Genomic DNA, 22,893 nt, shown 5'->3' on the forward strand with positions numbered 1-22,893 from the left:
CACCTATTGAACTGTCCCGGCGCCGCGGCCATGCGGCGGTTACGACATCCTCACGGGATCCGGGAACCGCGTGGCGGCCTGCCGGTCACGCCGCCCGGAAGTGGTCGCCGTGGTCCCGCGCCCAGGTCCGGAAGGCCGTGGGCCTGCGCCCGAGCACCTGCTCGACGCCGTCGGCCACCGCGGCCTTCCCGCCGGCCGCCTGACGCCGGCTCATCTCCAGCAGGGCCCGTACCAGGGGCTCGGGGTAGCGCCGCCACCAGGCGTCGCGGGCCTCCTGCGGGGTCAGCTCGACGAAGTCCAGCGGCCTGCCGACCGCGGCGGCCAGTTCCGCGCACTGCTCCCGGGGGGAGATCGCGGCGGGACCCGTGAGGGCGTACGCCCGTCCCGCGTGGCCGGGCGTACTCAGCACCCGCGCCGCCACCTCGGAGATGTCCCGGGGGTCGACGCAGGCGACGCGCGAGTCGCCGTACAGCGCCCGTACCACCGACTCCCGGGCGATCGACGGCGCCCAGTCGCGCGTCTTCGACATGAACGCGCGCGGACGCAGCAGGGTCCACTCCATGCCCGTGGCGCGTAATCGCTCCTCGTTCTCCCGCTGCCAGCGGGTCACCAGGTCCTGGGCATCCGGTTCCGTCACGGCGAGCGCGGACACCTTCACGATGTGCCGTACGCCGCCGGCCCGGGCCGCCGCGAGAACGTTGTCCTCGTGGTCGGGCCGCAGCGGATCGCTGGTGACGAGGAGCAGCGCGTCCGCGCCCCGGCAGGCGCGGGCCAGCGAGGCCCGGTCGGCGAAGTCGGCGCCGACGATGTCCCCCGCGAGCCCCCGGCGGGCGGCCCGGGCCGGGTCCCGGGTCAGCGCGCGCACCCGGTGGCGGGGTGCCAGCAGGGCCGTCACCGTGTGGCCCACCGTGCCGCTGGCGCCGGTCACCGCGATGGTCAGCCGCTTTCCGCCGTCCCGGTCCGCCCGCGTCGCACGCTGCGCCTCCCGGTGGGCCGCGCGGAGCCCGGTGGGGGCGCTCACGCCGGCCTCGCGCGGTCGGCGTCGAGCACGATCCGCTCCGCGACGGAGGGGACGGCGATTCCGGGGAGCAGATTGCGCCACATCCCCACGGTCCGCTGCGGCAGGTCGGCCCGTCCGCTCACCAGCTGCGAGTAGAGCTGGATGCCGGTACACGCGCCCACGACGAACTCGGCCACCTCCACGGGGTCCACGGAGTCCCGGAGCTCGCCGTCGTGCCGCGCTTCCAGCAGACAGTCCGTCATGATCCGCACCCACGTGCGGTACGACGTGTCGTCGCGCATCCCGAAGGCGCCCTGCTCCACCGCCAGCCGCACGGCGGCGCGCAGCATCGGGTCCTGCTGGATCTGCCACGACCACAGCAGCGTGATGTCCACGAGCCGTTGCAGGCCCCGGGAGCGCAGCATCGGGACGATCGTGTCGGGCTGGGCGTTCATCACCGCGAGCGCCAGCCCCTCCTTGGACTTGAAGTGGAAGTACATGGCCCCGGTGGTGGCGCCGGCACGCTCCGCGATCTTGGTGATGCTCGCGCCGGCGAAGCCGTACTCGTCGAGAACCTCGGCGGCCGCGCGCAAGATCGCCTCGCGCGTCCGAACGGCCCGCTCCTGCTTCGTCCGTGGCATGCACCCTCCCCTAACCGTAGAGAACGCTCTTTATGCTATCCGCTCGCCATGTGGGACGACACCCTGAACGCCCCTGCGTTGACCTGCGGTTGGCGAAAGTTCTCACGGTTTCCCTCGACAAACAAAAAGAACACTCTCTATTTTATGAGCGTGCGGGCACGACATCGCCGTACAGCACGGTCTGTCACACACATCGGACATCAGGGGGAAGGTTCCGCATGTCTCACACCACCCGGCAGCCGGTCGCGTCCACCGCGCCCGCGCCCGTGCTCACGCCGACGCTGACCTACGCCGTTCCCAGGGAGTACGTGCACCGCGCGGCCATAGCCGAGGTGTTCCTCACCGGCTGGCGGCCGATGGGCCCCGACTCCTTCACCGTCACCGCCCAGTGGCCCCGCCAGCACAGCTTCTACCTGACGCAGGAGGGGCTGCACGATCCGCTGCTGCTGAGCGAGACCATCCGCCAGACGCTGCCCCTCCTGTCGCACGCGGCGTACGACGTCCCGTTCGGCACTCGGCTCAGCTGGGACTTCTTCCGCTACACGCTCGACCCCTCCGCGCTCGCCGCGCAGTTCGTCCCCGCAGAGCTCGAACTGACCGTCACCGCCTCCGACATCAGACGCCGCGGCGGCCAGCTGGCCGCCGTGACCATGAACTTCGACGTCTCGCGCGACGGCGTGCCGCTGGCCACCGCCGAGACCCGGTTCGGCTGCTACACCCCGGCGGTCTACCAGCGGCTGCGCGCCGGCCGGGCCGACCTCGACAAGGTCCTCGCGAGCGTCCTCGCCCCGCCTCCGCCGGTGTCTCCCGCCCTCGTGGGCCGCGACCGGCCGCAGGACGTGGTGCTCGCCCCGGCCGACGGGGACGGGCGCTGGCGGCTGCGTACGGACACCGCCCACCCGGTGCTCTTCGACCACCCGGTCGACCACGCGCCCGGGATGCTCCTGCTGGAGGCCGCGCGCCAGGCCACGCAGGCGCTCGATCCCCACCGACGGGTGCTGCCCGTCGGCATGGACATCGCCTTCTTCCGGTACGTCGAGTTCGACTCGCCGTGCTGGATCACCGCCGAGCCGGACGAACCGGAGCGGCACGACGAGCACGGCCGGCGGCGTACGAAGGTGACCGCCTGGCAGGAGGAGCAGGTGGTCTTCTCCGCGACGGTGACGACGGAAACGGTCGCCGCTCGCTGAGTCGGCGACACCCCCCCAGGATCGGGCGGGCGGTGCGGGCAGGCCCTACGGCTTGCCCGCACCGCCCGCCTTTCCGTGTGCCCGAAGCGGGCGGGGGAGGAGGGGCGTCGGCCGCCGCGTCCAACGTGGTGCGGCGGCCGACGGTCCCACCGGGGGAGGGGTCAGGCCGTGCGTCTGCTCAGGCCGAGCGCCTCGGACCGTTGGGTGACCCCGGCCAGGCGGCTGTAGGCGTACGCGGCCGACACGAGCGTCATGTGGTGGTGCCAGCCCGGATACGACCGGCCCTCGAAGTCCAGCAGCCCCAGGTGCTCGCGCAGGCTGTGCACGGTCGCGGTGCTGCCCGCGCGCAGCCGGGTCAGCGCCAGCAGGTCGCTCATGCGCGCCTGCACCATGCTGGTCAGCCACACCACCGACGGCCGCTGCTCGTCCGCCTGCCACTCGGCGAAGAGCCGGTAGGTGCGGTGCGGCGCGCCGGCGCCCGTCCGGACGCCGGGCACCCGCACCAGGCCGGAGACGATGCGGAGCAGCCGCTGCTGCCCGTCGGACGCCGTCACGGTGGCCGTGTGCGGGTGCCGCCGGCTGTTCATGGCCAGGAAGGACCGGGCGCTGAGCGTGGTGGCCGCCGTCGCCGCGTGCGCGGCGGGCTGCGCCTTGAGGTGCCCGTCGGCGATCACCTGCATGGCGTCGGGCACCGCGACGAGGAAGTCGTACCCCCGCTGGGAGAGCCCGGAGACCAGCGGGGCGACGCTCGGCAGCTCCGTCATGTCCGCCACCACCGGCACCGCGGCCAGCGAGGTGCGCGCGGCCGCGCTCGCCGTCAGGTCCAGCGTGTCCGCCCACAGGGGCCGGTGCCGGACGGTGTCGGGGATGCGGGTGCGCCGCCGCAGCCCCGTGTCGTCGGCCCAGTGGTCGGGCAGGAACAGCCGCCAGTCGACCGGGACGTTGTGCCCCGGGACGGAGAGGAAGAGCCCGAGGGCCACCTGGCAGTTGACGGTGCGTCCGGCCGAGGGGACGAAGCGGCGGTGCACGCCGACCGAGTGGTCGCCCCGCTTCGGCAGCACGGCCGGAGCGATGGTCCAGGCCCGGACCGGGGCGCGCTCCTCGACCCAGCGCATCAGCTCGCCCCGCGCGGGGTCCCACTCCCAGGGGCTGGCGTTGATGAACTGCTGCAGCGACTGCGAGGCCGTGGGCGAGGTGGAGACGGCGGCGGCCAGCCGCCGGACCGACTTCTTGCCCGGCGTGGTGAGCAGACCCTGCAGGTAGGACTGCGCCCACCTGCGCTGGTCCGCGCGCGGCAGATGGCCGAAGAGTTCCTCGGTGTAGGCGGCGATCGGGGCCGGATCGACCGGTCCCCGTAACTGCGTCATGCCGTGCGCAGCCACGATGCGTTCCCCCTCGACTGGTTCGGACGGACGGCGTGAGAGGACACCTCACTCGTAAAAGAATAGAGAACGTTCTGTATTTTCCAAGGGGGTTCACCGGTCCGTGACGACTTGCGCAAGTCCCGCCCCCTGTTTGGTGGTTGATGGCCGGAAGTCGGCGCTTCTTGTGCAAGTCGGCGTTGCCCGGCCCGGGGCGGGCCAGCAGGCTGAGCGCACGGAGAGGGGGGAGAACCTTGGCAGTTCACGCACGCGTCGCGGCCCCGACGACCGCGACCCCGGCGTCCGCGGACGGGAAGAGCGCCGCCGCGGCCGACCGCGGAGGCAGAGGTGGCGGCCGGCTGCCGTCGCTGACCGGAATGCGGTTCGCCGCCGCGCTGCTCGTCTTCCTCTTCCACGCGACGTACGAGAACGTCTTCCGCGACCCCGGGACCAACGCCGCCTTCGTCCAGCTGTTCTCCAAGGCGGGCTGGGTCGGCGTGTCCTTCTTCTTCGTCCTCAGCGGCTTCCTGCTCACCTGGTCGGCGCGCCCGGACGACACCGCCCGCCGCTTCTGGCGGCGGCGCGCGTGGAAGATCTACCCGAGCCACGTACTGACCTTCGCCGTCGCCGTCGCCCTGCTGGCCTGGACCGGCCAGGCGGTGCCCGGGGCCGTGCGCAACCTGCTGCTCGTCCAGACCTGGACGCCGGACGTCGACGTGATCCTCAGCGCCAATCCGGTCAGCTGGTCCCTCGCCTGCGAGGCGGTCTTCTACCTCGCCTTCCCCCTCCTGCTCCGGCTCGTGGACGCGATCCGCCCGGCCCGCCTGTGGTGGTGGGCGGCGGGGCTGGTGACGGCCGTCCTCTGCGTCCCGGCCCTCGCCTCGGCCGTGGTGCCCGCCGGTCCCGACATGTGGTGGCTGGCGGTCTCGGAGGAGCACTACTGGTTCGTGTTCGCGTTTCCGCCCGTACGCGCCCTGGAGTTCGTCCTCGGCATGGTCATGGCGCGGATCCTGTGGACCGGGCGGTGGTGCGGGCCCGGACTGCCGCTCGCCGGGCTCGCGGTCGTCACCGGTTACGGCGTCGCGCTCGTGGTGCCGTTCGCGTACGGCATGGTGGCGGCGACCGTCGTCCCGCTCGCCTGGCTCGTCACCGCCGCGGCCGCCGCGGACCTGCGCGGAAACGTTTCACCGTTCGGTTCGCGCACCATGGTCCGCCTCGGCGAACTCTCCTTCGCCTTCTACCTGTCGCACCGGCTGGTGCAGATGTACGGGCACCGGGCCGTCGGCGCGGACCGGTCCTGGGACACCCCGGCGGGGATCGGGATGCTGCTCCTGGGACTCGTGGTGACGCTGGGGCTGTCCTGGCTGCTGTACACGTTCTTCGAACGGCCGGTCACCCGCCGCATGGGCGTCGCCCGGCCGCCCGCAACGCCACCCCCACCCTCACCCCCACCCGCTCCACGGGCCGGACGGTCCGGCCCGCCCCGTGACGGAGGCTCACGATGACGCTGACGACCATGACCACGGTGACGACGATCGACGTGTGGTTCGACTACATATGCCCGTTCTCCGTGATGACCCGCAAGGTGCTCGCCGACGCGGTCACCGATCCGGACGTCCGGACCGTATGGCGCCCCTACGAGCTGCACCCGGAAGGGACCCCGCCGCCCGGCGAGGGCGACTACCCCGAGCGGGTCTGGGAGAACTCCGTCCTCCCCATGGCCGAACGCCTCGGCGTCCGGCTCGGCTCGGCGCCCTCGCTGCCCCTGCCGCGTACGGGCCTGGCGCTGCGCGGCCACCGCTACGCGGAACGGCACGGCGTCGGCCTCGCCTACAGTGACCGCGTCTTCGACGCCCACTTCCTGGAGCACCTGGACATCGCGGACCCGGGACCGCTGGGGGACCTGGCGGCCGATGTCGGCCTCGACGCACGCGAGTTCCGCGCCTACGTCACCTCCGCGGCGGCCGCCGAGCAGTACCTGCGCGAGCAGGAGGAGGCCCGGCGGACGCACCGCATCCACACGGTGCCGACGCTGACCATCGGCACCTGGCGCACGGAAGGCGTCCCGCGGGCGGACCGCGTGCGGGAGGTCCTCGCGGCGCTCCGCCCGCCCGCGGGCGGCTCCCCTCACTCCGCCGGTGCCGCCACGCGGAACCCCACGCCGAGCGCCGCCAGGTCCCGCTCGTAGACACCGTGCCGACGGGCGCACCGGGCCAGGTCCCGGTCGTGGCGGAAGGACCCGCCCCGCGTGACGTGCGGGTCGAAAGCCCAGTCCTCGGTACGCGGCACGTCGTCGGGGGCGCCCGGATAGGGGGCGTAGCGGGTGGAGGTCCACTCGTCGGCGTTGCCCGCCATGTCCAGCACGCCGAACGGGCTGGCCCCCTCGGGGAACGAGCCGACCGGCACCGTCGCCCCGATGCCCAGGTCCACGAGGTTGGCCAGGCCGGTGCGGTACTCGTCTCCCCACGGGAACTCCCGGCCGTCGTCACCGCGTGCGGCGCGCTCCCACTCGTCCTCGGTGGGCAGCCGCACCGCGACGCCGCCGAGGCGTTCCCCGAGCCACCGGCAGTAGGCCGTCGCGTCGTCGAAGGCGACACCGACGACGGGGTGGTCCGCCGGCGCCTGCGGGACCGGCCTGCCGGTGGCCACCGCGAAGCGCGTCCACTGGCCGACCGTGACGGGCGTGCGGGCGATCCGGAACGCCGGGAGCCGGAGCTCCGTACGCGGGGCTTCCTTCCTGTACCACTCCAGCGGCACGCCGGTGTCCCGGTAGCGGTGGGCCACCTGCGCCACCTCGTCCACCGGCGTGCCCCGGCGCAGCAGCCCGGCCGGGACCTCCACCCAGTCCACCTGTTCCACCACGTCCACCCGCTCCACCATGTCCACCCGTTCCCTCCTCAGCTCGACAGCAGATGCGCGTTGGGCCTCATCGCGGCATCGGCGTACCGCGCGATCTCCACCACGGTCACGCCCGACGCCTGGAGCAGCTCGGCACCGGCGGCCGCGACGACGAACGTGTCCGGCTCGCGCCAGGCCGTCACCACCCTCCGTACCCCCGAGTCGATGATCCACTGGGCACATGGGCGAGGTCGCGACGCGCGTCGGCCGCAGGGCTCCAGGCTGCTGTAGACCGTCGCCCCGGGCAGCCGCGGGTCCCCGGCCAGCTTGGCGAGCGCGCTCTCCTCGGCGTGGACGTGGGGGTCGCCGCCCTCGCGGGAGTGCCCCCGGGCGAGTTCCTGCCCGTCGGCCCCGACGACGACCGCGCCGACGGAGAACGCCGTCCGCGACGGTGGGCACGCGGCGGCCAGCGCACAGGCCTCGGCGAGCCAGGCCAGGTCCGCCGCGGTCGCCCGGCCGTCGGTGCCGGGGCGCCGGTTCAGCGCGTACCGGAGCAGGACCACATCGCCGACCGGCCGGGTCTCGACGAGGGTGAGCCGGTGCAGGGGCCCGCCCGGGTAGAGCCCGGGGCCCAGCATGCGCGGTGCGTCGGGCTGACCCACCAGCAGGGGCGCGACGGCGAGCTGCAGCTCGTCCGCCAGGCCCTGTTGGAGCAGCTGGGTGTGGACCTGCCCGCCGCCTTCGACCATCAGCCGCCGCACGCCCAGCGTGTGGAGGTGGCGCAGGACGGCTTCCCAGGCGGCGTCGTCGCCCTCGGCCACCTCGTACACCTCGGCGAGACCGCCCACGGCGGCCGAGGCCCGGGCGTACGCGCGGGCACCGACCGCGTACACCGCCTTGCGTCCGCCGTGGTGCCAGAACCGCCATGCGGGATCGAGATCGCCGCTCCGGGTGACGGTGACCTTCAGGGGGTACGCCTGCGGGGCCCGCGACCGCACGCGCAAACGGGGGTCGTCGGCGCGCAGCGTCCCCGCTCCGACCAGAACGGCGTCGCTGGAGGCGCGTTCGGAGTCCACCCGCCGGAAGTCCTCCTCGCTGGAGAGGAGCAGCCGGTCCTCGCCCGGGCGGGTGTCGAGGCAGCCGTCCAGCGACACCGCGGCCGACAGCAGAACATGGGGCATGGACACGGTACGAAGCTCCTTCTCGTCCTTCTCGTCCTTCTAGTTCTTCTGGTCGCGGAATTTCGCCGCATCGCCGTAGCCCATCCCCGCGCTCCAGCTCATGGGTTCCAGATGGGCGTTGAACGGGACCCCGTCCCTCGTCATCGCGGGCCGGGTGTGGTTGAGGTGCAGCAGCGGGTCGTCGTACCGGATGAGGGGGGCGGCCGCGGAGAGCCGGGCGACCATGTCGTCGTCCTCTCCGCCCCAGCCCTCGTACCGCTCGTCGAAGCCGCCGATCTCGTGGAAGGTCTCCGTGCGCGTCCAGACGCAGCCGCCCGGAGGCTCCCGCAGCAGCAGGCCGCGCAGGTGCGCCGTCGGCACCTCGGCCCTGCCCTCGCCGTTGCGCAGACCGATCGCCCGAAGGGTTGACCGCTCGTCGAGCGACAGCGACCACGTGAACGGCAGATGCGCCGCGTGCCCGCCGTCGTACAGCCGCGCGACGTTGCGGTGCACGAAGGAGCGGTCGACGAGGATGTCGGCGTCCAGGACGCACAGCGCGGGCGCCCCGGCGTGCGCGACGGCACCGACGTTCACCGCCCACGCCTTGTTGAACAGGCCGTCCTTGTACGCGAAGACGTAGTCGTCGACCAGGCCGTCGACGAGCGCGCGCGTGCGCGGCTCGGTGTCCGCCTCCACCAGGGTGACCCGGTGCGCCGCGCCGCCCGCCTGGTCCGCCAGGGCGCGCAGACAGGCCAGGAGGTTACGCGTCCGGGTGCCCCCCTCCCGGTCGCGGAAGGGAATGACGACGTGCGCCTCCGGCAGGTCGGGAACCCCCGGCTGCCGGTCCCCGCCGGAGCCCTCCGCCACCCCGTCCGGTCCGACCGGCCCGGTGCCGTACGCGCCCGGCCCGCCCCCCAGGTGGTAGTCGATCCAGATGTGCGGGTCGGCCCCGGCGACGGCCCCGGCGAGCCGCTCCCGCTCGTGCGGCCGCTCGGCCAGCAGGCGCTCCAGCCGTTCGGCCAGCAGATGGTGGAGCGCGGCGTCGTCCGGGTCCGCGAGTACGGCGCGGTACGCCGCACCGGCGTCCGGGGCTCCGGCCACGGCGTCCGCCAGCCGCCCGTCCACCGCGCGGTAGTGGTCCCGGCTCATCTCCCAGTAGTCCGCCGCGATGTCCGGCACCGCGGGATGGTGCGCCAGGACGGCGTGGGCCGTGAGCCGGCGGGCCAGCCGCCCGGTGTCCGGCTCCGAGGCTTCGTACATCTCCGTACTCCCCTTCCATGGTGGTAGCTCAGTGGTGGTTCCCCAGTGGTGTAACGGTGTTTCAGGCGCCGTCGTCCGCCGACCACGCGCGGAGCCACCGGGGGTCGGCGGCGGCCCCCGTCGGGAGGAACCGGAGGTCGATGGACAGGCGCATCGCGTCGGTGGCGGTGTCGAGGGAGGCGTGCACCATGCGCGATACGTGGACCATGACGTCCCCGGCGGAGAAGTCCGCCCACAGCCAGCGGCGGCCCAGCCGGGTGGCGAGCAGCTCCAGGTCGTGGGTGATCGGCCGCCGGTCGTGGGGGCGGTCGGAGGTCGCGCGCAGTGGCGCGTACTCATCGGCCCGCAGGGTGTGCGATCCCTCCAGGTACACCAGCGCCCCGGCCTCCAGCGGGCAGTCGCCGCCGGGTATCCACATCGTGACCAGCCGGTCCGACCCGGCGTCCAGGTAGTCCAGGTCGACGTGGGCGCGGGAGGCGCGGTGCGCGCCGCGGTGGAAGTGCCGCAGTATGCGGCGGGGCAGCAGCTCGGCGCTGCCGCCGAGCGCCGCCTCGGCGAGCTTGGCGAGCACCGGGCTGCCGACGAAGTCCCGGAAGGTCCGCGAGCGCACGAAGGCGTGCGCGGGGTGCCCGGGCATCCCGTGGGGCGGCAGCCCGGCCGGGACCCGGCCGGAGAACACGCCCTCTTCCGGAGTGGTGCCCGGGGCGAGGTAGGCGGGGTCGAAGAGCGAGAAGTAGGCGCCGCGCAGCCGCAGCACCTCCGCTCGGTCCAGCACGCCGCGCAGGTACAGGTAGCCGTCCGAGGCCAGGCGTTCCCGCAGAGCGTCGGGGCGGCCGTACAGGCCGGTGCTGTCCCTCAGCGGAGCGAAGAGGTCCGGGGTGAAGGGGAGGGGCAGGCCGTTCGAGGAAAGCGTCTTCATGGATTCCTGAGGGCAGGGTCCGGACGATGCCGGCGCGGTGGGGTGACAACACGAACCGGCGGCGGTCAGTAGACGCCCTGGTACGTCTCCTCGGTCTCGTCGTCCTGGAAGGGCTGTACGGCCCTCACCCCGTCCCAGGGGAACCACGGGTGGGGCCCCGTCCTGATGGCGCTGTCCCGCTCCAGGAGATTCGGCAGGAAGAGGTCCTCCAGGAGCGTCGTGACGCGTACGCGCCCGCGCTCGCCCACGGGCAGGACGCGCCAGGGGTCCGCGGGGTCGACGACCTCCATCACGGCGAACGGCGGCGGCAGGTGGTAGGAGTGGCCGAGGGGCTCGCCGGGCCCGCCGGGGCCGTCGTCGTCGAGCCGGTCCGCCTGGAGTGCGTGCCCCACCAGCGTGTTGCCGTAGGTGTCGATCCACTGCACGCCGCGCAGGTGCTCCTCGCGGAGGAACTCCGCCTCGGCCGCGGTGCACGACGTGCCGCCCGTGCATACGGCCTTGACGCCGTACGCGGAGAGCGGGCGAGGCAGCCTCATGGCGAGCGCCAGCAGCAGCTGGGACGTGGTGAAGAGCAGCGAGGGCCGTTCGGCGGTGAGCAGGGTCAGGGTCTGTGCGACGAGGTGGTCCGTGTACGCGTCGGCCTCGCCGTGCTCGCGCAGCGCCGCCTTCACCCAGCGGGGGTCGAAGTCGATGGAGAACACGGCCCCGCGCCAGCTGTCGGCGAGCCCCTCCACGAAGTGCCCGTAGGCGTGCGGACCGCTCGGCGTCATCGCGAGGACGTCCCCGCCCGCCACGCCGCGGGCTTCCAGCATCGTCCGGTAGATCTCGACGTCGTACGCGAGTCTGGTGACGTTGACGATCCGGCAGGGCGCCCCGGTGGTGCCGCCGGTCTCGAACACCCGGAAGGGACGGTCCCGGTAGCCGCGCGGCCGCAGGTCACGGGCGCTCGCGGCGCGCAGCTCCTCCTTGTCGAACAGCCCGAACAGGCGCAGGGCCGCGAAGCCGTCGACGTCCCGGATCGGGTCGAAGCCGAGGGCCGAGCGGCGCCGTACCCAGAACGGGGAGCCGGTCTCGGGCGAGAAGTGCCAGCACATCATGCGGCGCGTCCACTCGTCGAGCCCGATGGACAGGGCCGGCACCCGCTCGCGCAGGACGTCCTGGAACGTCTCGAAGGTGACGGGAGTGCCCTGCCCGCCGTGCACGGTGCTGTTCATGTCGGTCCCTTTCACGTTCACGTTCACGTTCGCGTTCACGCGGTGCGGCTCCGGTCGGGCCGGTGGACGAACAGGGCGCGCTCGGCGACGGCCGCCGCCCCCGCCTCCGTGGCGCGTACCACCACGGCGAACGGGAAGGGCGCCTCGTACCCGGCGAGCGGAGGGACGTCCCGGCTTCCGGTCACCCGTCCGCCGGCCAGCACGAGCCGGGGGAGCGGATAGCGGTCTCCGGCCGGGCTGTCTGCCGTCGGGGGCCGCCGGGTCACGACGCGGTCCCCGGGACGCAGCCGCTCCTGTACGGAGCGGATCACGCGGTCCGTCGCCCGGTGGTCCCTGGTCGCGGCGAGCGGCAGGGCCGGGTCCGTCGGATACGGGCTGATCGCGTCGAGGGCGGCGGCCAGCGCCTCGGCCGTCTCCTCCGCGTGGTCCGTGCAGACGACGGTACGTACGTTGGTGCAGAAGCGGCCGGAGTCGCCCGCGACGAGCGGCAGCAGCCAGTCGGCCGCGGCGGCGCCGCGCAGGTGCCCGGGCAGCAGGGCGCAGGCTCTGCCGGGGCCGTGCAGGGTGAGCGCGGCCGAGGCGCGTACCGACGTGGCCACCTCCGCGTCCCCGTAGACGGTCTGGCGGTCGGTCAGGGTGACGAGCCGGTGCAGGACGGCCGGCTGCGCCGGGTAGAAGCCCAGGCGTTCGGGCGGCCAGCCCACGGCGAGGAGCGCGGCGAGCAGGCGGGCCGCGGAGAGCGGCTCACGGCGGCTCGGGCGGATCCACACCGCTCCGGACCGCTCCGCCTCCTCGAGAACGGACTCCAGGCAGGTGAAGGTGTTGCCGGGGAGGGAGACCAGGGCCAGCGCGTCGTCCGGGGGCGCCGTGGCCCGGCGCCCGAGAAGCCGGGCGCGCAGCAGGGCGCACCACCGGTCGACGAGCGGAGCGGGCAGTCCGGCGACGTCCCACAGCGCGGTGCGGAAGTCCCCCGCGCTCTGGGCGCCGAGGCCGCCGATCGTCACGGTGCCGCCGTCGAACAGGTCGAGCGCGCGCAGCAGCAGCGTCCGCCGGGTCTCCCGGGGGAAGTCGGCGAGGCGCCGTCGGCCGGTCGTGTCCCACCAGCGGCGGTCCGCGGCCGCCACGATCTCCGGCACGAGAGCCAGTGCCGTGCCCGGTGCCGTGCCCGTGGCACCGGGCAGGGCGACGGTGTCGAGTGACGTACGCCATCGTCCTTGGCGGAAGGATCCCAGGACCCGGCCGTCCAGAACGGTCGCGTTCACCGGAGCTCGCTGCGCAGTGCGGCGGCGACCCGTAGCTGTTCCCCCTCCGTCAGGGACGGGTAGAGCGGCAGGGCGATGTGGTGCCGGGCGAACCAGCGCGCCCGCGGGAAGTCGTGCTCGGTGCCGTCGCCCGCGGCGCGGGAGGCCGCGAAGAACGGCTGGTCGCACAGGAGGTGGTCGTAGACCTCGCCGGCCAGGGCGACGCCGTGCCGCTCGCGCAGCCGCCGCTTGAGGGAAGCCCGGTCGACGCCGTCGTCGAGGTAGAGCAGGTACTTGTAGAAGTTGCTCTCCGACCCTGCCGGCACCACGTGCGGGCGCTGCCCGGGGACGCCGGCGAGCAGCTCGTCATAGCGGGCCGCGAGGGCGCGGCGGGCGGTGAGGATCGCGCCGAAGCGCTCCAGGTCGACGGTGCCGACGGCGGCGTGCACCTCGCTCATGCGCCAGTTGCCGCCCGGCCTGTCGTGCAGGGTCGAGCCCGGCGCGCTCCTGCCGTGGTCCCGCCAGAGCCGCACCCGTTCCAGGTCGTCCGGGTCCGCGCAGGTGAGCAGGCCGCCCTCGGCGCTGGTCGCGACCTTCGTCGGGAAGAAGGAGAACGCGCCGAACTGGCCGAGGCTGCCCGCGGGGTGCCCGTCGAGCGTACTGCCGAAGGCGTGTGCGGCGTCCTCGAGCACCGGGATGCCTCGGTCGCGGCAGAGCGCCAGGACTTCGTGGAGCGCCGGTGAGACGATGCCGCCGATGTGCACGGGGACCACCGCGGCCGTGTCCGGGTACCGGTCGAGCGCGGCGCGCAGGCCGTCCGGGGCCATGCCGAGCCCGTCGAGCTCGAGGTCGACGAAGCGGGCGCGGGCGCCCGCGCGCTCGGCCGCGGCGGCCGTGGCGAAGAAGGTGTTCACCGGTACGAGGACCGTGCGGCCCGCGACGTCCAGGATCCGCAGCGCGATCTCCAGGGCGCCCGTACCGGAGTTGACGGCGGCGCCCGGGGTGCCCGTCCAGGCCCGGGACAGTTCCTCGAACCGCGCCACCTGGGGCCCTTGGGTCAGGACGCCGGAGACGAGCGCGGCGTCGACCCGCTCGCACACGGTGCGCCGTGCCTCCGCGTCGAAGGACACGCGCTGCGCCGGGACCGGCGCGGTGACCGGCAGGGTGTCCGGCACGGTGTCGGGCGCGGCCTCCGGCGGGGCGGCGGGCGCGGTGAGTACCCGGGTGAAGAACGCGGCCGCCCGGGAGACCTCCGTGCCGTGGCCCATGGGGAGTTCCAGGACCTCCAGGCGCTGCTCGGCGCCGGACGCGGCGTACGCCCGCTCGACGGTGCCGGCGGCGGTGCGGGCGTCGTCCGCGTCCAGGAACCGGTCGGCGGTGCCGTACTGGAGCTGGAGGGGGGCGGGCGCGAGCGCCCCGAACAGGTCGGGCAGGTCGGCGTACTCGAGGATGCCCGGGAGGGCGGCCCCCTCGAAGCCGGTCAGCAGGCGGGTGAAGAGCGCCGCGTACGTGCCCAGGTGGCTCGCCACACAGAGCGGCACGGTCCGCCGCGCCAGCAGCGCGGTGTGCAGGGCGACGGCGCCGCCCAGGCTGTGTCCGAACAGTCCGACGCGGTCGGCGTCGACGAGCGGATGGGCGCGCAGCACGTCGAGGGCGCCGAGCGCGTCACCGGCGAGGGCACCGAGCAGGGAGTGGCCGCGCAGGGCGAACGCGTGGGCGAGCAGGGCCCCTTCGTCGCGTCCGTCGAGGGCTTCCGGGTCGAAGCCGCCGTGGAGGCCGTACGCGAAGGCCAGGGTGGTGAACCCGGCGCGCGCCAGGTGCTCGGCGACGTTGCGGTCCGCGTGGTCGGGTGGCGTCTGTCCGGTCAGCTGTTCCAGACGGGCGTTCTTCCCGCCGAGCACCAGCACGGCCGGCCCCGGCGCGGCGTCCGCGGGGCGCAGCAGGGTGGCGCGGAACCGGCCGCGTACGGGGGAGTCGAGCTCCAGCTGCTCACGGTGGAGCCCGTCGCTCACCGACGTACCCAGGGACACGGAAGTGAGGGGCGCCGGGGCGGGGACGCGGGCCAGCCGCTCCACGACGGCGCGGACCTGCCCCGACCAGGCCGCGTGGCGCACGGCACCGCCGGCCGCGTCGGCGGTCTCGGCGGTCTCGGAGGTTTGGGCGGGGAAGCTCAGCGGCGGTGTCCCGGACAGCAGGTGCGCCAGGCGGTGTGTCTGCATGTGCTCTTCCGTTCCGTTCGGATCAGACGAAGTCGGCATGCAGGGTGCGGGGCACCTCGAGGGCGTACGCGGTGAGCGCGTCCTCCAGCTTGACCTGGCCGCGGTGGAGGAGTTCGAGGAGCTCGTTCTGCGGGCGGTAGAAGCACGACTTGCACAGGTCGGTCCTGCGCGGGTTGGAGCTCTCCCACTCGGCGCGGGGACCCCCGTCGAGGACCTTGAGGTAGCCGTCCTGCACCACGCTGCCGATGCGGTACCTGCTGTTCAGGTGGACCTGCGGGCACGGGTAGAGGTTGCCGTCGGCGCCGACCGCGGTGACGAAGCGGCTGTAGTGGCACCGTTCGAAGTCGCCCTCGACGTCGTCCGTCCGGTCCATGGGGCCACGGTCGAGCTTGGGGACGGACACCTCGAAGTCCTCGGTGGAGAGCTCCGCCGCCTCGGTGAGCGCCGCCGCGATGTCCGCCATCACCGGCTCGATGGTCTCGTGCCCGAGCGCGCTGTAGAACTCCGGCTCGAAGCGTACGTAGTGGGCTCCCGCCTCGTGGGCGAGGGCGGCGGCCGCCAGGATCTCCGTGTGGTTCTGCGCCGTGATGACGTAGTTGAAGCCGATGCGGAACTCGGGGTCCACGGCCGTCTCGCGCAGCCGGTTGACGGAGCCGACGAAGGAGGAGAAGGTCTGCTCCCGGTCCCGGGTGATCGCGTTGAACGTGGCTTCGGTTCCCGCGTTGAGCCCGATCCGCACCCAGGTGTGGGTCCGTGCGACGCACTCGGCCACCTTGGGCCGGTGCAGCCGCGATCCGTTGGTGATCAGACCGATGCGCAGTCCGGCCGCGTGCCCGGCGTGGCAGATGTCCGCGTACCCGGGGTGGATGGTGCACTCGCCGCTGCCGCAGAAGGTGACGGCCCGGCCGTCGTTGGCGGCGAACTCCTCCAGGAGCGACACCGCGTTCTGAGTGGAGAGGGAGTCCTTGAAGGAGAACAGGTCGTAGAACCCGTCCTCGTGCGGTGAGTGGAAGTTGCAGAAGTTGCATCGCATGTTGCAGGCGCCCATGATCCCGATCCGCATATGGATCGGCTTGATCTCCTGCCCCGCCACAAACCGCCGCAGGAGATCGCCATGACTCAGAACCTTCTGCGGGGAGTGCGCCTCATCGAGGCTCACCGCAGGCAAGCCACCCTCTTTTTGAAGGGTTTTTGCGGAATCATTTCGAAGAGTGGTTCCATATTCATCCGGGCTGCCATCCGACGTCTTCATGGTGACTCCCTGGTGAGCAGACTCCTGAGGTGGGCGGTCACGCTAGGAGCATCCAACTAGCCTGTCAACCGATTTAGTTGAGCCACAAATCAGGTCGATGATCATGGTTGACAGACCGCTGAGCTGTCGTGTTGGCTTTGCCGAGGTGCTGGGGGTGATCTTCGCTATTCGTGGACCGCCACCAGCGTCCGTGACTCGCCGTTGCTTATTCATCTGCCCGGTGACGCGCTTTTCTCCTGTCTGAAGGGAATGAAAGTGCCACTCGTACTCCGTTCGTGCAGAAGCTCTCCCGCCGGCTCCCGGACACCGGCCACGCAGATATCACGGGCTCTGCTCGATAATCCGACCTCAGAGCTGATATGACCGACATTCTGGTCCCCACCTGGCCGGTCATCCCGTACGCCGCGGACGGGCTCGCGCCGCACTGGCGGCCCTCCCGGCGCCTGACCCTGCTGATGCCCTTCTACCGCGAGACCGAGGCCACGCTGACCCGCTCGGCCGGCGCCGTAGCGGCCCTGGACTACCCCCCGGAGCTGCTCCAGGTGCTGTGGCTCGTGGAGGACGGACCCGACGGCGACCAGGACTTCGAACGCGCCACCCGGGTCCGGGCCGCCGTGGACCGCCCGGACCTCGACTGGCGGATCCTGAGACTGCCGAGCATGCGCCCCAAGGGCGCCGCTCTCAACCACGCCTTCCCGTACGCCGACGGTGACGTGATCGCCGTCGTGGACGCCGACGTCGTCCCCGGCCCCCGCCAACCCCTGGAAGCTGTCTGGGCGTTGGAGCAGGGCTACGCGCTGGTCCAGGCCGAGGAGATCAGCGAGCGCGGACACGGGCTCACGGCCCGCGTCAGGGCCGCCGAGGACGCCGTGTGGCACGCCTCCGTGCGCGGACTGGCCAGGGCGACCGGTGTGCACGTGGTCGCGGGAAGCTCCGTCTACGCCTGGGCGTCCACCTGGGACGCGGTGCGCCCCGTCCGCGAGGACGACGTGGAGGAGTCCTACCACTGGTCGCTCCAGCTGATGAGCCAGGGCGTCCGCACCGGCTTCCTGCGTACGCCGTCCGGCGTCAGCTCCACCGAGCACGCCGGCGCCGCCCTGCGCCAGCGGGCGCGCTGGGCGCGCGGGCAGCTGCGGGCCGTCGCCGTCAACTGGCCCGCGCTCTCCGCGCGAGGACGCGTACTGGGCGCCGTCAGCGTGGGCAGCATGGCCGCCCGGGCCGCCATGCCGGTCTTCCTCGCCGCCTCCGCGGTGTCCCCCCGCGCCCGCAAGGTGGCCGCCGGACTGCTCGTCGCGGACGCGCTGTGCGTCCTGGGGGCGCGCCGCAGCCCCGAGTACCGCGAGCGGGCGGACGGGCCCGCGTGGGCGCTGGTGGTGCCATGGCACCTCGTCGGCTCCGTGGCGGTGTACCGCGCGCTCTGGGAGTGGGCGAGGGGTGACCGCGGCTGGCACAGCGTCCGCGAGGTCTCCGAAGCCGAGGTCGCCGAAGCCGAGGCCCGCGAAGCCGACGTCTCCGAGGCGCCTCAGGGGCCCGCCGCCCGGGCCGCCGCAGCCGGCGCCGCCGCACGCGAGGAGCGCCCTCATGGCCGGTGACGCCGCACGCCCCGGGCCCATGCCCTCCGGCATCGTCATCAGCGCCGCCGTGATGAGCCACCCCCGCCGGCAGGCGGAGGCGGCGCGCCTGGCGGAGGCGTTAGGCCGCTGGCACACCGAGGTCGCTCTCGACCCGCGGCCGGACGGCCCGCCGACGACCCTGCGCACCGCGTGGGCCGCCTGGGCCGCCATCCGCCCCGGCGCCACCCACCACCTGGTCCTCCAGGACGACGTGGAGCTGTGCCGCGACTTCGCCGAGCGCGTCGAGGCCGCGGCGCGCGAGCACCCGGACACACCGCTCGCCTTCTACGCGAACTGGGACTCCTGGAACGGCGCGGCGACACGAGCCGCCGCCTTCGCCGGCGCCCGCTGGGTGCCCGCCGTGCCGGGGGAGTGGATACCGACCCTGGCGCTGCTCCTCCCGCGGCGGGACGTGGAGGACCTGCTGTCCGCCACGCACCCCGACCGGGCCGAGCCCGAACCCGACGACGTGGTCCTCGCCCGCGAGCTGCGCGCACGCGGCCGACGCGTGCTGATCTCCGTACCGCACCTGGTCGAGCACACCGGGCAGCCCAGCCTCGTCGGCAACGACCTCTACGGGCCCCGGCACTCCGCCTGCTTCGCCGACGACGTCCTGCGCGACACCGCGTCCCGCGACCGGGACCAGCCCGCGGACACCGCCCCCGCCCGCCTTCCCGACGTGCTCGTCCACCGGCTGCGCGGACGCGCCCACATCGTCCTCACCGGCCCGGACCTCCCGGAACCGGAAGGCGAGCCGCGCTTCATCCCCCTGCGCGCCTACCTCGACGAAACCGGCATGGCCGGACGCGTACCGGCCCACTGGGAGAAGGCCCGCCAGGACCTGCAGACGCCCGACAGCATGCTCTGGCTGTGCGAGGAACTGTGGTACTGCGCCTACGTGTTGGGCGCCCACACCCCCTCCACCCACGGCGTGCCGCCGCCCAGGCTCGTCCGGGTGGCGCTGCGCAGCCTGGTCCTCGGCGGCACGGCGCTCCCCGCCGAACAGCGCCTGTGGACCGAGCGGCACGCGGCCAGGCTGACGACCCTCGCCGAGCACGGATTCGCCGCGGGACTCGACGACCACCGCACCTACGGGCCACCGCGCCCGGTCCCGGCCGAACGGCTGGCCGCCCTTCCCCCGGCGCAGCTCATCTGGCAGGACCCACGGCTCGCGGACGCGGCGTAACAGAGCCGGTTCCCCCACACGACCAGCACGACACCGCATGGAGGATGCGATGACCACGGCTGCACCCATCGGAGAGAACCAGCACAGCGACGTACCCCACTGCACCGTCCGCGCGGAGGTCGCCGTGCCGGTGGACACCGCCATCGGCCCGGTGACGGCCCGCATGGCGACCTTCTCCGGCCTGCTCGACGGCCGCGAACACCTGGCGCTGGTCTTCGGCGACGACCCCGGACCGGCACCGCTGGTCCGCGTGCACTCGGAGTGCCTCACCGGCGACGTCTTCGGATCCGGCCGCTGCGACTGCGGCCCCCAACTCCACGAAGCCCTCGGCCTGCTGGCGGAGCACGGCGGCATCCTGCTCTACCTGCGCCAGGAAGGCAGGGGCATCGGCCTGTACAACAAGCTCGACGCCTACCTGCTCCAGGACGAGGGCCTGGACACCTTCGAGGCCAACCTCCGGCTGAACTTCGAGGCGGACGCCCGCGACTACCGGGTCGCCGCCCAGATGCTGAGCGCCCTCGGCGTCGCCCGCATCCGGCTGCTCACCAACAACCCCGACAAGGCCGCCCAGCTGACCGCCGGCGGGATCGCCGTCAAGGAGTCGGTGAGCACCGGGGTGTTCCTGAGCAGCAGCAACCGGCGCTACATCGAGGCGAAGGCACAGGCCGGCCACCGCATCGTGCTGACGGACGCGACCCCGGCATGACGTCATCGGCATCTCCGGACACTGTGGCCGCGCAGTGGCGGCGACGCCTGGGACTCCCGGATCTGACCGGCCACGGGCGCATCGTGGCCGCCACCTCCTTGGACACCTTCGGGGTGGGCATGTTCACCCCGCTGTCGTTCCTCTTCTTCCTGCTCACCACCGACCTCACCGTGACCGAGGTGGGGTGGGGAGCGAGTCTGGCGACGCTGCTGTCCATACCGTTCTCCCCGCTGGCGGGGAGCGCGGTGGACCGCTGGGGGCCGCGCGCGTGCCTGGTCGCCAATAACGTGCTGGCAGCCGCCGGCTACCTCTGCTACCTGCTGGTCGACTCCCTGAACGCCCTGGTGGCGAGCATGCTCGTGGTGCTCTGCGCGGAACGCCTGTACTGGGCGGCCTGGCCCGCCTTCGTTGCCGACCTCGCCGAGGGCGCCGAACTGGACCGCTGGTACGCCTTCACCGCGGCCGGCAAGAACGCCAGCGTGGCGCTCGGCGGCGCCGCGGGCGGCTTCGTCCTGGGCACCGGCTGGTCCGGGGCGCCGCTGCTCATCGTGGTCCTCAACGCGGCCACGAGCGTCCTGACGGCTTACCTGTTCCTGCGCCCCTCGCCGCGGCCGCGGCCGGCCGAGGGCGCGGCGCCGGAACCGAAAACGGCACCGGAGCCGGAGCCGGTACCGAAGACCGCGGATCCGCCCGCGGCCGGCGAGGAGGCCGCGGCCCCGCAGGCCGGCTGGGGTGCGATCCTCCGCGACCGGGTGCTCCTCTGCCTGCTCGCCTCCCACGCCGCGCTGACGTTCGGCTGGCTCATCCCCACCGTCATCCTGCCGGTCTACCTCGTCGAAGTGCGGGCCCTGCCGACCTGGCTGCCCTCCACCACGCTGATGCTCAGCTCGCTGCTCATCGTCGTGGGCCAGACGTACGTCACCGGCCGGCTCGGCACGGTGGCGCGCGGCCGGGTCATCTCCTGGGGTGCCGGGCTCATCCTGTGCGCCGTCGGCCTGCTCGCCGCGGTGCCGGCCGTCGGCGAGGGCGCCATGGTCGCGGTCGTGTTCCTGGCGGTCCTGCTCTTCACCGCTGGGCAGATGACCGCCACCCCCGCCTTCGTCGCACTGTCCGCGACCGCGAGTCCGCCGGAGGCGCGCGGCCGGTTCCTCGCCCTGTTCAACCTCACCTGGACGCTGTCCGCGGTGGTCGGCCCCGCACTCGTCGGCGTCCTGATCGAGCGGCACGGCGCCGTCCTGTGGGCCGTCCTCGCGGCCCTCGTCTCGCTGGGCGGGCTCGGCTACCGCTTCACCGGGCGCCTGGCCCCCCACCTGCTCGCCAGCCCGCAGGTCAGGCAAGCCACCCCCTGACCGTCCCACCCCCGACCGTCATCCCGTCACCCAGAAAGGGAAACCCCATGATCCGCCACTACGGCCCCATCAGCGGTGTCGCCGCCTACGGCACGCAGTACGTCGCGACGGCCGGCTACGACAACCAGCTCATCCTCTGGGACGCCGCGACCAAGCAGCCGCTCGCCCGGGTGAACCACGACCACCTCGCCAACCAGGCGGCGTTCAGCCCGGACGGCCGCTTCCTCGTCAGCTCGTCGAGCGACTACTCGGCCCGCCTGTGGTCGCTGCCGAAGCTGAGCCTGGTCGCGGTCCTCGCCGACCACAAGGACGACGTCGAGATGTCCGTCTTCCACCCCACCAAGGAACTCATCGCCACCGCGTCCCGCGACCACAACGTCCGCGTGTACGACTTCACGGGCACGCTGATCACCACGTTCGAGGGGCACACCGCGGACGTCATCTCGGTCGAATGGGTCGCCGGCACCGACGAGCTGGTCTCGTCGAGCGACGACGGCACCATCAAGCGCTGGTCCCTGGAGACCGGCGGCATGACCGACGAGATCGACCTCGCCGGGGTCGAGACCGACACCGTCGCCATCGCCCGCACCGGTGTCATCTACGCCGGGAACGACGAGGGCGAGATCATCGTCGTCAACGGCGAGCGGGTGGAGAACCACCCGGCCCACGAGGCCGGTATCAAGCGCCTGGTCTACAACGCCGAGCGGGACCTCCTGGTGAGCCTCAGCTACGACCGGACCCTGCGCGTGTGGGACACCTCCGCCGACCTCACCGAGGTCGCCCAGGCGTCCCTGCCCTCGGACATCTGGCCGCGTTCGTGCGCCTTCCTCGACAGCGACACCCTCGCCTTCGCCACCTTCGGGTCCTCCTACGCGACGTACCGGATCGGCGCCGACGAGTGGAACGTCGACGGCGTGGAGCAGACCCCCTGCGTCAACGCGGTCACCGTGGACGGCGGCCGCACCCTGACCATCGGCGACGCCGGCGTCCTGTGGATCGACGGGGAGCGGCACAGCGAGACGGGCAGCCTGTGCAACTTCCTCACCCCGGTCGGCGGGCGCGTCCTCACCGGCGGACAGATGGGCAAGGTATTCGACGCACTGACCGGCGAAGTCCTCCACCAGCACCGCTCCCCGCTCAACTGCGGAGCCGCCTTCGAACGCGACGGCGTCCCCCACGTCGTCATCGGGGCGTACACCGGTGAGGGCATCGTCCTGTCGGTCGCGGCCGACGGCTCCGTCCGGCACGAGGCGACGCTCCAGCTGCACCAGAACGCCGTCAAGGGCATCGCCGTCTCCGAGGGCCGGATCTTCTCCGTCTGCGCCGACGCCAGCACCACCTGGTTCTCCGTCGACGACCTGGAGCAGCTGCACCACATCGAGGAGGCGCACGAGCGCATCGCCAACGGCTGCGCGCCGCTGCCCGGCGGCGACTTCGCCAGTGTGAGCCGCGACTACAAGCTGCGGCTGTGGCGCGGCTTCGAGCCCACGGTCATCGCCACGCCGCACGACCACTCCATCAAGTGCGTCGCCGCCAGCACCGACGGACGGTACGTCGCCACCGGTTCGTACCACGGCCTCGTCGCCGTCTACGACGTGGCCGCCGACACCTGGTCCACCGTCAGCCGGGTCACCACGGCGGGCATCTCCTCCCTGTTCTACGACGCCGACACCGACCGCTTCCTGGCCGGCTCGTACGACGGGCGCGTCTACCCCGTGTCGTCCCACTGAACCGAGGCTGATAC

The 22,893-nt window shown here is 73.1% G+C and carries 19 protein-coding genes; 8 read left to right on the top strand and 11 right to left on the bottom strand.

Translation table 11 applies throughout. The features are described 5' to 3' along the window. Positions 1–85: 85 nt before the first annotated feature. On the bottom strand, positions 86–1,021 hold the full coding sequence (locus ABZX67_RS02675; protein ID WP_355353311.1) for an SDR family oxidoreductase: 936 nt from the start codon (positions 1,019–1,021) through the stop codon (positions 86–88). Further along, positions 1,018–1,641 (bottom strand): ScbR family autoregulator-binding transcription factor, encoded by a 624-nt coding sequence (locus tag ABZX67_RS02680; protein ID WP_355353314.1) that lies wholly within the window; start codon positions 1,639–1,641, stop codon positions 1,018–1,020. Before ABZX67_RS02680 ends, ABZX67_RS02675 begins: the two co-directional genes overlap by 4 nt. A 218-nt stretch (positions 1,642–1,859) precedes the next feature. Between ABZX67_RS02680 and ABZX67_RS02685 the strand changes: the two genes are divergently transcribed. Beyond that, the gene (locus tag ABZX67_RS02685) at positions 1,860–2,831 is read left to right on the top strand and encodes a ScbA/BarX family gamma-butyrolactone biosynthesis protein (RefSeq protein ID WP_355353317.1); all 972 of its coding nucleotides are present in this window, start codon (positions 1,860–1,862) and stop codon (positions 2,829–2,831) included. A 161-nt stretch (positions 2,832–2,992) separates the two neighbouring features. Here the strand turns inward: ABZX67_RS02685 and ABZX67_RS02690 are convergent, their stop codons facing one another. Beyond that, a complete protein-coding gene (locus tag ABZX67_RS02690) occupies positions 2,993–4,198 on the bottom strand; it encodes a transposase (protein WP_355353320.1) in 1,206 nt (401 codons plus the stop codon). A 248-nt stretch (positions 4,199–4,446) separates the two neighbouring features. Here ABZX67_RS02690 and ABZX67_RS02695 point away from each other — a divergent pair, with 248 nt between their 5' ends. Then, a complete protein-coding gene (locus ABZX67_RS02695) occupies positions 4,447–5,697 on the top strand; it encodes an acyltransferase (RefSeq protein ID WP_355353323.1) in 1,251 nt (416 codons plus the stop codon). Then, positions 5,694–6,380 (top strand): DsbA family protein, encoded by a 687-nt coding sequence (locus ABZX67_RS02700; protein ID WP_355353326.1) that lies wholly within the window; start codon positions 5,694–5,696, stop codon positions 6,378–6,380. Before ABZX67_RS02695 ends, ABZX67_RS02700 begins: the two co-directional genes overlap by 4 nt. On the opposite strand, the gene ABZX67_RS02705 is transcribed toward ABZX67_RS02700, so the two are convergent. From ABZX67_RS02705 to ABZX67_RS02740, 8 genes are all read right to left on the bottom strand, one after another. Further along, complete coding sequence (locus ABZX67_RS02705) at positions 6,320–7,072, bottom strand: SUMF1/EgtB/PvdO family nonheme iron enzyme (protein WP_355353481.1); 753 nt, start codon at positions 7,070–7,072, stop codon at positions 6,320–6,322. The two genes, ABZX67_RS02700 and ABZX67_RS02705, sit on opposite strands and share 61 nt — an antisense overlap. A 17-nt stretch (positions 7,073–7,089) precedes the next feature. Beyond that, positions 7,090–8,217 (bottom strand): dihydrofolate reductase family protein, encoded by a 1,128-nt coding sequence (locus ABZX67_RS02710; RefSeq protein WP_355353329.1) that lies wholly within the window; start codon positions 8,215–8,217, stop codon positions 7,090–7,092. A 33-nt stretch (positions 8,218–8,250) separates the two neighbouring features. Beyond that, on the bottom strand, positions 8,251–9,450 hold the full coding sequence (locus tag ABZX67_RS02715) for a galactosyltransferase-related protein (protein WP_355353332.1): 1,200 nt from the start codon (positions 9,448–9,450) through the stop codon (positions 8,251–8,253). A gap of 61 nt (positions 9,451–9,511) precedes the next feature. Further along, positions 9,512–10,369: a phytanoyl-CoA dioxygenase family protein gene (locus ABZX67_RS02720; protein ID WP_355353335.1), complete on the bottom strand. Its 858-nt coding sequence runs from the start codon at positions 10,367–10,369 to the stop codon at positions 9,512–9,514. Positions 10,370–10,434: 65 nt separating this feature from the next. Beyond that, positions 10,435–11,583, bottom strand: coding sequence for a hypothetical protein (locus ABZX67_RS02725; RefSeq protein ID WP_355353338.1), 1,149 nt, complete (start codon positions 11,581–11,583; stop codon positions 10,435–10,437). 35 nt (positions 11,584–11,618) lie between these two features. Continuing rightward, a complete protein-coding gene (locus tag ABZX67_RS02730) occupies positions 11,619–12,845 on the bottom strand; it encodes a hypothetical protein (protein ID WP_355353341.1) in 1,227 nt (408 codons plus the stop codon). Further along, positions 12,842–15,043, bottom strand: a complete 2,202-nt coding sequence (locus tag ABZX67_RS02735) for a DegT/DnrJ/EryC1/StrS family aminotransferase (RefSeq protein WP_355353344.1) — start codon at positions 15,041–15,043, stop codon at positions 12,842–12,844. Before ABZX67_RS02735 ends, ABZX67_RS02730 begins: the two co-directional genes overlap by 4 nt. A gap of 22 nt (positions 15,044–15,065) precedes the next feature. Further along, positions 15,066–16,202, bottom strand: coding sequence for a radical SAM protein (locus ABZX67_RS02740; protein ID WP_355353347.1), 1,137 nt, complete (start codon positions 16,200–16,202; stop codon positions 15,066–15,068). Positions 16,203–16,654: 452 nt separating this feature from the next. On the opposite strand from ABZX67_RS02740, the gene ABZX67_RS02745 reads away from it, so the two are divergent. From ABZX67_RS02745 to ABZX67_RS02765, 5 genes are read left to right on the top strand one after another with little or no spacing between them, the layout of a single operon-like run. Continuing rightward, a complete protein-coding gene (locus ABZX67_RS02745) occupies positions 16,655–17,887 on the top strand; it encodes a glycosyltransferase family 2 protein (RefSeq protein WP_355353350.1) in 1,233 nt (410 codons plus the stop codon). Further along, complete coding sequence (locus tag ABZX67_RS02750) at positions 17,877–19,094, top strand: hypothetical protein (RefSeq protein ID WP_355353353.1); 1,218 nt, start codon at positions 17,877–17,879, stop codon at positions 19,092–19,094. The genes ABZX67_RS02745 and ABZX67_RS02750 overlap by 11 nt, the downstream gene beginning before the upstream one ends. 49 nt (positions 19,095–19,143) lie before the next feature. Beyond that, positions 19,144–19,800 carry a GTP cyclohydrolase II gene (ribA, locus tag ABZX67_RS02755; protein WP_355353356.1) on the top strand — a complete coding sequence of 219 codons (657 nt, stop codon included), beginning with the start codon at positions 19,144–19,146 and terminating at the stop codon, positions 19,798–19,800. After that, positions 19,797–21,149, top strand: coding sequence for an MFS transporter (locus tag ABZX67_RS02760; RefSeq protein ID WP_355353359.1), 1,353 nt, complete (start codon positions 19,797–19,799; stop codon positions 21,147–21,149). Before ribA ends, ABZX67_RS02760 begins: the two co-directional genes overlap by 4 nt. 47 nt (positions 21,150–21,196) lie before the next feature. After that, positions 21,197–22,879: a WD40 repeat domain-containing protein gene (locus ABZX67_RS02765; protein WP_355353362.1), complete on the top strand. Its 1,683-nt coding sequence runs from the start codon at positions 21,197–21,199 to the stop codon at positions 22,877–22,879. The last annotated feature ends 14 nt before the right edge of the window (positions 22,880–22,893 follow it).

Origin of the sequence: Streptomyces sp. NPDC003036 (genome assembly GCF_040611175.1) — a bacterium.
In the GTDB taxonomy this organism is placed as follows: Bacteria; Actinomycetota; Actinomycetes; order Streptomycetales; family Streptomycetaceae; genus Streptomyces.

Bases quoted from the DNA above. Each gene is read 5' to 3' on its own strand.
- ABZX67_RS02680 (WP_355353314.1), bottom strand. From the start codon at position 1,641: ATGCCACGGACGAAGCAGGAGCGGGCCGTTCGGACGCGCGAGGCGATC.
- ABZX67_RS02685 (WP_355353317.1), top strand. From the start codon at position 1,860: ATGTCTCACACCACCCGGCAGCCGGTCGCGTCCACCGCGCCCGCGCCC.
- ABZX67_RS02690 (WP_355353320.1), bottom strand. From the start codon at position 4,198: ATGACGCAGTTACGGGGACCGGTCGATCCGGCCCCGATCGCCGCCTAC.
- ABZX67_RS02700 (WP_355353326.1), top strand. From the start codon at position 5,694: ATGACGCTGACGACCATGACCACGGTGACGACGATCGACGTGTGGTTC.
- ABZX67_RS02705 (WP_355353481.1), bottom strand. From the start codon at position 7,072: ATGGTGGAGCGGGTGGACGTGGTGGAACAGGTGGACTGGGTGGAGGTC.
- ABZX67_RS02715 (WP_355353332.1), bottom strand. From the start codon at position 9,450: ATGTACGAAGCCTCGGAGCCGGACACCGGGCGGCTGGCCCGCCGGCTC.
- ABZX67_RS02720 (WP_355353335.1), bottom strand. From the start codon at position 10,369: ATGAAGACGCTTTCCTCGAACGGCCTGCCCCTCCCCTTCACCCCGGAC.
- ABZX67_RS02725 (WP_355353338.1), bottom strand. From the start codon at position 11,583: ATGAACAGCACCGTGCACGGCGGGCAGGGCACTCCCGTCACCTTCGAG.
- ABZX67_RS02735 (WP_355353344.1), bottom strand. From the start codon at position 15,043: ATGCAGACACACCGCCTGGCGCACCTGCTGTCCGGGACACCGCCGCTG.
- ABZX67_RS02745 (WP_355353350.1), top strand. From the start codon at position 16,655: ATGACCGACATTCTGGTCCCCACCTGGCCGGTCATCCCGTACGCCGCG.
- ABZX67_RS02750 (WP_355353353.1), top strand. From the start codon at position 17,877: ATGGCCGGTGACGCCGCACGCCCCGGGCCCATGCCCTCCGGCATCGTC.
- ribA (WP_355353356.1), top strand. From the start codon at position 19,144: ATGACCACGGCTGCACCCATCGGAGAGAACCAGCACAGCGACGTACCC.
- ABZX67_RS02760 (WP_355353359.1), top strand. From the start codon at position 19,797: ATGACGTCATCGGCATCTCCGGACACTGTGGCCGCGCAGTGGCGGCGA.
- ABZX67_RS02765 (WP_355353362.1), top strand. From the start codon at position 21,197: ATGATCCGCCACTACGGCCCCATCAGCGGTGTCGCCGCCTACGGCACG.